12 protein-coding genes are annotated in these 9,927 nt (G+C 45.9%); 9 read left to right on the forward strand and 3 right to left on the reverse strand.

Features of this window, described 5'->3' with window-relative positions; translation table 11 throughout:
* Nucleotides 1-98: 98 nt before the first annotated feature.
* Nucleotides 99-770, reverse strand: coding sequence for a phosphatase PAP2 family protein (locus CHI14_RS29495; protein WP_095293546.1), 672 nt, complete (start codon nucleotides 768-770; stop codon nucleotides 99-101).
* Between the two features lie 306 nt (nucleotides 771-1,076).
* Between CHI14_RS29495 and CHI14_RS29500 the strand changes: the two genes are divergently transcribed.
* From CHI14_RS29500 to CHI14_RS29515, 4 genes are all read left to right on the forward strand, one after another.
* Entirely contained in the window at nucleotides 1,077-1,865 is a 789-nt protein-coding gene (locus tag CHI14_RS29500) for a CPBP family intramembrane glutamic endopeptidase (RefSeq protein WP_095293547.1), read from the forward strand.
* A 144-nt stretch (nucleotides 1,866-2,009) separates the two neighbouring features.
* Nucleotides 2,010-2,246, forward strand: coding sequence for a DUF6953 family protein (locus CHI14_RS29505; RefSeq protein ID WP_095293548.1), 237 nt, complete (start codon nucleotides 2,010-2,012; stop codon nucleotides 2,244-2,246).
* A gap of 393 nt (nucleotides 2,247-2,639) precedes the next feature.
* The gene (locus CHI14_RS29510; RefSeq protein WP_024633772.1) at nucleotides 2,640-2,840 is read left to right on the forward strand and encodes a cold-shock protein; all 201 of its coding nucleotides are present in this window, start codon (nucleotides 2,640-2,642) and stop codon (nucleotides 2,838-2,840) included.
* 187 nt (nucleotides 2,841-3,027) lie between these two features.
* Nucleotides 3,028-3,255 (forward strand): cold-shock protein, encoded by a 228-nt coding sequence (locus CHI14_RS29515; RefSeq protein ID WP_095293549.1) that lies wholly within the window; start codon nucleotides 3,028-3,030, stop codon nucleotides 3,253-3,255.
* Between the two features lie 216 nt (nucleotides 3,256-3,471).
* On the opposite strand, the gene CHI14_RS29520 is transcribed toward CHI14_RS29515, so the two are convergent.
* The gene (locus tag CHI14_RS29520) at nucleotides 3,472-3,816 is read right to left on the reverse strand and encodes a hypothetical protein (RefSeq protein ID WP_095293550.1); all 345 of its coding nucleotides are present in this window, start codon (nucleotides 3,814-3,816) and stop codon (nucleotides 3,472-3,474) included.
* Nucleotides 3,817-3,981: 165 nt separating this feature from the next.
* Here CHI14_RS29520 and CHI14_RS29525 point away from each other — a divergent pair, with 165 nt between their 5' ends.
* The gene (locus CHI14_RS29525; RefSeq protein WP_170948315.1) at nucleotides 3,982-4,707 is read left to right on the forward strand and encodes a class I SAM-dependent methyltransferase; all 726 of its coding nucleotides are present in this window, start codon (nucleotides 3,982-3,984) and stop codon (nucleotides 4,705-4,707) included.
* A gap of 113 nt (nucleotides 4,708-4,820) precedes the next feature.
* On the opposite strand, the gene CHI14_RS29530 is transcribed toward CHI14_RS29525, so the two are convergent.
* Complete coding sequence (locus tag CHI14_RS29530; protein ID WP_095293552.1) at nucleotides 4,821-5,465, reverse strand: GntR family transcriptional regulator; 645 nt, start codon at nucleotides 5,463-5,465, stop codon at nucleotides 4,821-4,823.
* Between the two features lie 325 nt (nucleotides 5,466-5,790).
* On the opposite strand from CHI14_RS29530, the gene CHI14_RS29535 reads away from it, so the two are divergent.
* The 4 genes from CHI14_RS29535 (at nucleotide 5,791) to rocF (ending at nucleotide 9,667) form a co-directional block, all read left to right on the forward strand.
* Nucleotides 5,791-6,612, forward strand: coding sequence for a transporter substrate-binding domain-containing protein (locus CHI14_RS29535; RefSeq protein WP_095293553.1), 822 nt, complete (start codon nucleotides 5,791-5,793; stop codon nucleotides 6,610-6,612).
* Between the two features lie 23 nt (nucleotides 6,613-6,635).
* A complete protein-coding gene (locus CHI14_RS29540; protein ID WP_095293554.1) occupies nucleotides 6,636-7,292 on the forward strand; it encodes an amino acid ABC transporter permease in 657 nt (218 codons plus the stop codon).
* A gap of 125 nt (nucleotides 7,293-7,417) precedes the next feature.
* Nucleotides 7,418-8,611 (forward strand): ornithine--oxo-acid transaminase, encoded by a 1,194-nt coding sequence (locus CHI14_RS29545; protein ID WP_095293555.1) that lies wholly within the window; start codon nucleotides 7,418-7,420, stop codon nucleotides 8,609-8,611.
* An 87-nt stretch (nucleotides 8,612-8,698) separates the two neighbouring features.
* Nucleotides 8,699-9,667 (forward strand): arginase, encoded by a 969-nt coding sequence (rocF, locus tag CHI14_RS29550; protein ID WP_349290404.1) that lies wholly within the window; start codon nucleotides 8,699-8,701, stop codon nucleotides 9,665-9,667.
* Nucleotides 9,668-9,927 lie beyond the last annotated feature (260 nt).

A 9,927-nucleotide genomic window follows, 5' to 3' on the forward strand; every position in this document is an offset into this window, starting at 1 on the left:
TTTTTGGTTTCTTCTATATATAGATGTGAAAAAAAAGAGGGCCGCTGGCCCTCTTTTGATTTCATGCAGCATATATCCTTTGCTGCTTGTAGGAATGATTAAGCATTGCTGCTTGTATTGGTGGCACCTACACGCTGCTTCGTTTTTTTGCGGGCAAGGCTGCTGCGGGCCAAGACTGCCCGGACGGCCCAATACGCTGCTTCCGCAAACAAAATACCGCCTGCAACATCCAGCAGGGAGTGCTGTTTTACAAACACCGTTGAAGCAATGATCAGCCAGAGCCACACTGACCAGGAGATTCGGGCGAGTGGTCGGAAATTCAAATGCCGATTAATGATTATAAACAGCAGATAACTTGTGAGGCAGTGAACGCTTGGAAAACAATTGAATGGAGCATCATTGGCATAGATGAACTGAACTAACGTACTGCTCAGATCCGTTCCGCCAACCATTGGCCGCGGGACATGTGTTGGAAAGACTGCAAAACAGATGTTGGCCGCGATGACCCCGACATTATAGGTCAGTAGTGTGCGCCAGAATAACGATTTATTCGTCAGGCCCAGATAGATAAAGCCAAGGTATAGAATGGGCATCCAACTGATGTATGGGTAGATGAATTCTTTGATAAATGGAATTTTTGTATCAATCCAAGCGTAATTGTAGAAGACATTGTCACCCGGATTACTGCCAAGAAAAACATATATGGTGCCTTGAAGTGGTATGCAGAGTATAGCCAGCAGATGCCCCCAGCGCAGAAATAGTTCCTTCATATTGACCCCCTGATTTGTTATGCATCATGCACGTTCGTTACTTTTTACCGTTTCTCTCTATATAAGACGCTGCAGAGTAGCTTTAACCCTGCAGCCAATATCTTTCGTACTACTATGATGACAGTTTCGAACACAAGCCATACCTGATTTTAGGGGAAAAGAGGATGGAGAAAGTCTCTATTTTGTTACTTTTATATTTTTATCCAAAAAAGGATATTCGAATGCTCACTGATATGATACAACTAAATTGTCATATCAAGTTCGCATGACAACGACAAATGATAATGAAATGAGGCTGATTCACCGATGGCAACCCCGCAAACCGGAAAAATACCATCGTTCTCCGAACGCAGACCGGTACTGGCTGTGATTATCATTGAACTGCTGCTCTTGCTTGCTGTATTTGCAGCAGGGGCTGTGGCGACGGTGAAGCAATTGGATTACACTTCGCCAGTGCTTATGTCCTTTACGCCGATGGCTGTTGTACTCATCATTTATCTGACCCTGCGGCGCAGGTGGGCCGAGACGGGATTTCGTTCCCTAAGAACCATCCCGGTTCAGCACGCAAAGTATTATATTCCGCTACTCCTTGTACTGGGTACAATCGCCCTGAAAGGTTTTGCGGAGCTGACTTTAGCGAAAGTGACCTTCTTTATCTTTTTCACGCTGCTCGTTGCCTTTGTGGAAGAAACCGTATACCGCGGACTTATATTCAAAACATTACTTCGCAAGAGTGCAGTGGCAGCGGTAGTGACCTCAGGCATTTTATTTTCCATTACACATATGTTGAATGCACTCTCAGGTCAAAGTATGGCGGATACGATGCTGCAGCTGATCTATGCATTACTGCTTGGTGTTGTACTGGCACTGTTAATGCTTAAAAACGGGAACATCATTCCCTTGATTCTGTTTCACTTCATACATAATTTGATCCAGTTCCTAAGTGATGACCTCCAGGATACGAATACTCTTCCTTATGATCTTTTCTTGTTAATCGTTCTTGCTGTTCATTGTGTATGGTTGATCTATGGTGCTCGAAAAGAAAAAAGAATCTCTGCCGATGCGGGAGCTGCTGGACATGAGGTTACACATTAGATCATTCCTAAGGCGACTTGGTAACCGCATTTAGCACTTGTAGTGTACTCGTGTTATACTTCAGTCTGGCGGTAGGGGGGACAGGGGATCCGGGTTCATGTGTCAGCCCCTTTCGCACATTAGAATAGAAGCAGGTGATTAAGGATGGAAAAAACAGCACAGGAAGTCGCCGAGTGGATGGTTCAGGAGATTAAGTTTACCGGAACATTGAAGCAGGAAGCTGCAATTGAATACGTGAAGACTCATTTTGGTGATGAATTTGTTTTTGTTAATGAGAACGGGAATGCTTCTTTATCCAAAGAAGTAAAAAAAGCATTCCGAAAGCTCCATGGCGGGCAGATTGCCTGGGATCGGGATGCCTTTATGTGGGCTTGGACGTAGGTTCATTTGGATATATAGGCAGAGTGAATCTAATTGGAATGGATATGCATGCCAAAATATTTTATAAAAAATGTATAAGTTGGTTCGGATCTGCATATCCTTTCATAAGACCGCACAGCAGCGGATGTGCTTTTGAACAAGACTTGTCCACTGCAGCACGAATAACATGTATTTCCAAAGCTGTTTGAAAAGAAAATACAAAGATTTGCTTTTTGGCAGAATTAGAGTTATAATAAGAACAAGTTGTAGAGAGAGTGGAAAACCTAATTCACATATTGTAAAGGGCGATCACTTATAGGTTATGACTGGTACCTTTTTCAATGTGTGAATTTTTATTTGCTTGCTGCAAAGAACAAAGGAACATGTTAATCTTTATTTGGAGGTGTAATTCACATGCAAAACGGAACAGTAAAATGGTTCAACGCTGATAAAGGCTTCGGTTTCATCGAAGTTGAAGGCGGAGAAGATGTATTCGTACACTTCAGCGCTATTACAGGCGAAGGCTTCAAAACGCTGGACGAAGGTCAACGCGTGCAATTTAAAATTGTACAAGGAAACCGTGGTCCTCAAGCAGAAGAAGTTGTAAAACTGTAATTAAAGCATAGCTGCCTTTAACATGTTATAATGGTAAAGGCAGCTTCTTTTTTTTGAGCAGATAGATGTAAGTCGGCCCAATAAGTTGTCGAGGCAGTAGCCGAGCGGGGTCAAGACTTCCGCTAAGTATAGGCTTCTGTGAAATAACGTCGGTTAGATGTTTTTCCATAACAAGGGGGTAGAAGTCATGTATAATCGCAAAAAGCCATTGGAAGAAATTCCACAAGCGGATGCGGCAATCTGGGAGTGTACGAGTGATACGTGCAAAGGATGGATGCGGGACAATTTTGCGTTTGATAGCGTGCCTACTTGTCCGATATGTGCTTCTGAGATGGTTAGCACGACTAGGATGCTGCCATTGCTTGAAAATTCGAACAGTAACATGAAGACGATGTCTAAAGGAAATCGGATTTAACATAGCTTACCCGCCTCTAACGAGGTGTTTTTTTTTAATTTAGACCTGACATCTTGTGCAAAGGTACGGGTAATGAAATATGAAATTCCCGGCATTCGTTTTGGCGAATGCCTTTTTTTTATTCATTTTGAGATATTCATGTATAACAAACACCCCTCATGGCAGTACCATCATGAGGGGTGCTTCAATTTCAATATGGCCGGTGAGTGTAATTGCTTAGATGAAGAGGAATGGGAGCAGCAATAATGTGGTTACCAGCGCAAGATCATATCCGGCCCCGTATCCGTAACCCCCGCCGTACCCGTATCCGTAAGGGCCATAAGCGGAAGACTTTACTTTTTTTGCAGTAACTGTGTTGTTTTTCCCTTTTCTGCGGAGCTGCTGTTTGGATTTTACAGAGCACAAGCGTGGGCCTTCGAAACTTCCGCTGACATAAATCTTGCCATCCCGGCAGCCTCCAAGTGTACCGTATATGTGCTTGCCATCTTTCATAATCATACATACTGGGCGTCCAACGTGCGGAGACACCGTCTCTTCACATACCGGATGAATTCTGTGCATGCATATCCCCCTCAGATTTTGCGGTTTGCCGCTTGGAATCAACGGTTTGTATATCATAGTAAAAAGAGACTGAATTGGTATGGACGAGTACCCGGAAAATGTATAGGGATGTGCCGCTTTTGCCAATGCTCCATACACTGGAGGGAGGGAAGGGGGCTGGAAACATTGGATTATCATGATTTACTGGCTAAACTTGGTGAGGGAAGTGCACATCCTGGCGGATTCACGGCAACAGTGCAATTAATCGATTCCTTGTCTCTTCCTGAACGGGGGCAAGTATTGGAAGTAGGATGTGGTACAGGGAGAACGGCATGTTATCTCGCTCGAAATGGGTATCGGGTGACGGCGATTGATCTTCACCGTCAGATGCTGGAGAAAGCAGTCAGAAGAGCAAGACGTGAACGGTTGGATATTCGTTTTATTCAGGCGGATGTCACTGCGTTACCTTTTCCGGATCATCAATTTGATGTGGTGTTTGTAGAATCGGTCACGATATTTACTCGCTGGCGCGCTGCGCTCTCCGAATATAAGCGGGTTTTGAAACCAGGAGGGCGTTTGATTGACAGGGAGATGGTTTTGAGCGGACGGAAAACTGAGCTGATGAGCCGCAGGTTGAAGCATTTTTATGGAATGAGGACACTGGCCACCATGACGGTATGGAAGAAGCGACTCAAACAGTGCGGATTTACCAGAGTGTTGGTTCGTGAGCACTCTCGCTCCATGGGGAAATGGGGAGTGGATCATGATCCGCACCGGGAACTGGACATGGCTCTGTTTGAGGACGAACAGGTCCGGCGCATGAGTGAAACCAATGACCAATTGCTGGCGAGATACGGTAAAAGGTTGGGTTATGCCGTTTTTGATGCAAAGGTCCCGCCTGACGAGAGATGAATGCTGATGAAGGTGAACTTAAGCGTAAGTTATTGGTGTGAGAAAAGGATAAGGCAACTCACAGGGTGAGTTGCCTTTTTGTACTGCAGTTTGAATGCCGGCCCGGGAAGCCATTACAGCATATCGTTGTCGATAATTCGCCAGTGATGTTTGAGGAGGGACTCCAATTGAGGTTTGTCGTTGGTACGGAAGGCGTTAAGAATCTGGCGATGTTCCTCGTTAACCTCCTGAAGAACCCCGGATAACTTCGATTTGTTGTCACTTACATACGACTGGCGAATGAAGCTGTTTTTCAATGTATCCAACATTTCAATAACGGTTGAATTGCCACATCGCCGGATGTACAAGTTGTGAAATTGATATTGGTCTTTACTATAGGCGGTAAGATCGAGCTGGGCAATGTCTTCATCCATTCTTGCGATAAGTGCTTCCATCTCAAGTAGGTCTGATGATCTCAAATGATCTGCTGCGAGTGTAGCGGCGAGAGCTTCCAGTACCCCGATGGCCTGGGAGAATTCAAGCTTTTTACCAGAATCAAAAGGAGCAACAATAAACCCCCGGCGCGGAATATATTGCAGCAGATTGTCTGATGCAAGCTGGAACAGTGCCTCTCTTGTCGGAGTGCGACTGATGTCCAGCTTTTTGCATATCTCTGCTTCGTTGATCTTCTGATTGGGGAGCAATGTTCCGTCCTGAATCTTCTGGGCGATATAGTCGTAAACGTGATCTTTCAAGGAACGGTATTTAGGTACTTCCATACCGAATTCCCCCTTCTGTATATAGTAATGATAGGATGTGTGAGCTGGGCCCAAGTGTGGTGCGCCGTTCAGGTGTTATAAGTTTTTATCATCTTAACACCGAGGGGGAAGTTGGGCAAGCTAACTTAAATGCCTATTTAATGTTATATAAGTGTTAGATATATCGCCTAAAATGGAATATAAGTCCATAAATGATTGAAATTTATTGCTGAAAATGCAAATGTTTGTTAGTATAACTTACATAAAATACCTTATATAGTACTATGTATATTGTATACAGATTTTAGATGTGTATCATTCCAAAAAAAGAATAGGGGTATGCTCTGTGAAAAGAATTCTTTTACCGGTGTTGTTGTCATTGATGGTTGTTATCATGTCGGCTTGTGGGCAGGAACAGACAACGGGTAATCCTTCGGCTCCAGCATCAACCGCTGAAGATGACGCAACAGAGAAGGAAGTCATTGTACTTGGTACCAGCGCAGATTACGCACCCTATGAGTTTCATAAGAGCATCGATGGCAAAGACACAATAGTCGGTTTCGATATCGAGATTGCCAAAGCCATTGCGGCGGATATGGGAGCCGAGTTGAAGATTGAAGACATGGATTTTGATGGTCTCCTCATGGCGCTGGACACTGAAAAGGTGGATTTTGTGATCTCGGGCTTAACCCCAACCGAAGAGCGAAAGAAAAACGTGGATTTCACGGACATCTATTACTATGCAGAACAGGCAGTGCTTGTCCGGGAGGGTGAGGGTGGAACGTTGGGCTCATTGAATGATCTATCAGGCAAACAGATCGGTGTGCAGAAAAGCTCCATTCAAGAAGGGATTGCTCAAGGGATAGATGGTGCCAAACTCACATCCCTGGCGAAAATTCCCGAGTTGATCCTGGAATTGCAGACTGGCCGCGTGGATGCACTCATTTTGGAGAAGCCGGTAGCGGAACAATACGTGAAAAACCAGCAGGGACTTGTCTTGTCGGACGTAAAGATTGAACAAGCTGATGATGAAGCTGGATCGGCAATTGCCGTCAAAAAAGGAAATCAGGAGTTGGTGGAACAAATTAACGCTACACTCCAAAAGCTCAAAAGTAACGGTGACATCGAACGTTTCGTCATTGAAGCCAATGAGTTGGTTGGGGAATAAGCCTGGCGAGTGAGGGATATGCCGTGAATTTAGATTTTTCTTTTTTATCGGATCATTGGCAGGATTACGCAAGAAGTGCGTGGGTGACGTTAGAATTGTCTTTCTTTGGCGTCCTGCTGGGCACCATCCTTGGGGTATTGATCGCACTATTGCGTATATCACATGTTTGGCCAATCAAATTTTTGGCATCAACCTATATTGAACTCATTCGGGGCACACCGATGCTGGTGCAAATTCTTATCATTCACTATGGTCTGACGGTGATCGGCATCAACTTGCCGGCATTTATGTCGGGGGTTGTGGCGCTAACCATCAATAGTTCTGCTTATATGGCGGAGGTATTTCGGGCAGGAATCCAGGCGATTGACAAAGGACAGACGGAAGCTGCTCGTTCACTTGGTTTAACCCATGGCATGACACTTCGCTACATTATACTGCCTCAGGCGTTCCGCAACATGCTGCCGGCAATCGGTAATGAATTCATTATCATTATTAAAGATTCTTCCCTTGTCTCCATGATTGGGATTGCCGAAATTATCTACACGGCCAGAGCTGTTCAAGGCGTTACCTTTCAACCACTCGCCCCGCTCCTCGTGGCTGCTGCACTCTATTTTGTAATCACATTTACACTGGCTAATCTGCTTGCCTGGATTGAACGGAGGCTATCCGCTTCCCATTAATCGAGGTTTATCCACGGTACCAAGGGCTATGGTGGATTTAGCTGTGAAGGGGTCGTAAATGGAGAAGGCGAAGCATACATTGATATTGTATTTTGTATACAGATCGGCAGGAGGTGCTGGGGGTAATGTCAGACTCTCAAAAATGGTTGGAATGGTCGGAACAATATGCTGCGCCTAACTATCATCCGCTCCCGATTGTCATTGAGACAGCCGAAGGGGTTTGGGTTCAAGATCCTGAAGGTCGTCGATACATGGATATGCTAAGTGCCTACTCGGCGTTGAATCATGGACACAGGCACCCTGTGATTATTCAGGCGCTGAAGGAACAGGCTGACCGGGTTACGTTGACTTCGCGGGCGTTTCACAGCAGTGCAGCCTCCCTTTTTTATCAGAAACTCTCGCAATTTACGGGCAAAACGAAGATTCTTGCAATGAATACGGGTGCTGAAGCAGTAGAAACGGCGGTTAAGGCTGTGCGCAGATGGGCCTATCGCTGTAAAGGTGTCCCTGAAAATCAAGCTGAAATTATCGTCTGCTCCGGTAACTTTCACGGAAGAACGTTGACAGTCACGTCTTTCTCATCCTCAGCTGCGTACCAAAGGGACTTTGGTCCATTCACGCCCGGATTTCGCATTATTCCTTATGGAGACATCGATGCATTGAGGCAAGCGATCACTCCCAATACTGCGGCGTTTCTGGTGGAACCGATTCAGGGTGAGGCAGGTATAATCATCCCGCCGGACGGATATCTTGCGGAAGCTTTTGAACTATGTAAGAAAATGCAGGTGTTAACGGTGGCGGATGAGATCCAGACGGGTTTCGGTCGAACGGGACGCCGTTTTGCTTCTGATTGGGAAGGGGCAGTGCCTGATCTCTGGATCATGGGTAAAGCGCTTGGTGGAGGTATTATGCCGATTTCGGCTGTGGCGGCGGATGCAGAGATCCTTGATTTGTTCGAGCCGGGCTCTCATGGTTCCACCTTCGGTGGTAATCCGCTTGCTTGTGCGGTGGCTGTTGCGGCGTTGCAGGTATTGGAAGATGAACGACTGGCGGAGCGATCGGAGCGTCTAGGGAATTATTTTATGAAACATCTCAAGGGGATTGGGAGTGCAGCGGTAAAAGAGGTGCGCGGAAAAGGGTTGTTTATAGGTGTTGAACTTCATGTGCCTGCCCGCCCATATTGTGAGCAACTAATGACAGCAGGATTGCTGTGCAAGGAGACGCATGAGACTACGATTCGTTTTGCACCCCCTCTTACCATAACGGAAGATGAAATCAATTGGGCAGTAGAAAGAATTAAACAGGTCTTAAGGGATTAAGGGATGGGAGCCTGGATAGGCGGATGTGAGATCGGTTCTAATTATAACTCATTGCTTTAGAAATAAGCCGCGAAGGGGCTGATCTGTATGGGGAATCATAATGCGGAAACTGTAGGCAAGCTGGAAGCCGCCATTGCAATGGGGTCGAGTTCTAAGGAGCAGCGCCAGGTGGCTGTTATTAAAGTTCCTTTTGGCCTCGCGGGCGCGCGCGGGGGTGCGGAGTTAGGTCCGGATGAGCTGATTACAGCTGGGCTGAAGCGGGAGATTGCGAGACTCGGATTAGTGCTGACGGAGGAAGTGCGTGTGGATTGTCCGTTGGTAGCTGATACACCAATTGAGCGTAACCGTGCTAAGTATTTGCGTGAAGTGCGTCAGGTGAGTGAGCGGGTGTGCACCGAAGTGTCCCGTGTGGTAGCAGGGGGTGTGTTCCCGCTTGTTCTGGGAGGAGACCACAGCGTGGCAATCGGTACTATAGCGGGGTTAACTTCTCATTATTCCAACTTGGGTGTAATCTGGTTCGATGCACATGCTGACCTAAATACCGAAGAGCGCAGTTTGTCCGGTAACATGCATGGGATGAGTCTGGCTGCGGCACTGGGACATTCGGCATTTAATTTATCCCATATCCCTGGGGTTGGTCCATTTATTAATCCTTCCAATCTGGTGTACGTCGGGTTGAGGGACATTGATGAGTATGAGAAAGAGCAGATTAGAGCACATGGAATCAAAAGCTTCACCATGCATGATATAGATCGAATGGGAATCCAGTGGGTTGTCGAACAAGCGGTGGCTGTGGCAGGAAAGGGAAGTGACGGGATTCATCTTAGCTTCGATATGGATTGCCTTGATCCTCGTGAAGCACCAGGGGTAGGTACACCAGTCCCGGGAGGGTTGAACTACCGTGAAGCGCATTTTGCACTGGAGCTATTAGCTTCCACGAATCGTATTACCTCTATGGAACTTGTGGAGGTCAATCCATTATTCGATCATAATAGACACACTGCGAGGCTGGGGGTAGAACTCATTGCGTCGCTGCTGGGTAAACGCATATTGTAATGAGTTTCAATGGAGTGGGAATATCGCATGGTCCTAAGCAGTCTCTTATATAGAAGGAAAGGGTTTTATGAAAAGCCGGAACTGAGTCTCGAACATACCTTCCTTGAAGAAGGGAGAGAGGCTTGTCTGGCTTTTTGTTATTCTCTTAGTAAACGTGATTGAGTATGCCGGAATATGATCTTACATATAGAAGGTAAGAAAAGTGGAAGACAGGGATAGAAGTATGGTTTTTAATTTTTTGAAAAAAGTACTTGCATAAT

Source organism: Paenibacillus sp. 7516 (assembly GCF_002272715.1).
Lineage (GTDB): Bacteria > Bacillota > Bacilli > Paenibacillales > Paenibacillaceae > Paenibacillus > Paenibacillus illinoisensis_A.

Coding starts and splice junctions, on each gene's coding strand:
- CHI14_RS29495 (WP_095293546.1), bottom strand. CDS start 770: ATGAAGGAACTATTTCTGCGCTGGGGGCATCTGCTGGCTATACTCTGC.
- CHI14_RS29500 (WP_095293547.1), top strand. CDS start 1,077: ATGGCAACCCCGCAAACCGGAAAAATACCATCGTTCTCCGAACGCAGA.
- CHI14_RS29505 (WP_095293548.1), top strand. CDS start 2,010: ATGGAAAAAACAGCACAGGAAGTCGCCGAGTGGATGGTTCAGGAGATT.
- CHI14_RS29510 (WP_024633772.1), top strand. CDS start 2,640: ATGCAAAACGGAACAGTAAAATGGTTCAACGCTGATAAAGGCTTCGGT.
- CHI14_RS29515 (WP_095293549.1), top strand. CDS start 3,028: ATGTATAATCGCAAAAAGCCATTGGAAGAAATTCCACAAGCGGATGCG.
- CHI14_RS29520 (WP_095293550.1), bottom strand. CDS start 3,816: ATGCACAGAATTCATCCGGTATGTGAAGAGACGGTGTCTCCGCACGTT.
- CHI14_RS29530 (WP_095293552.1), bottom strand. CDS start 5,465: ATGGAAGTACCTAAATACCGTTCCTTGAAAGATCACGTTTACGACTAT.
- CHI14_RS29545 (WP_095293555.1), top strand. CDS start 7,418: ATGTCAGACTCTCAAAAATGGTTGGAATGGTCGGAACAATATGCTGCG.
- rocF (WP_349290404.1), top strand. CDS start 8,699: ATGGGGAATCATAATGCGGAAACTGTAGGCAAGCTGGAAGCCGCCATT.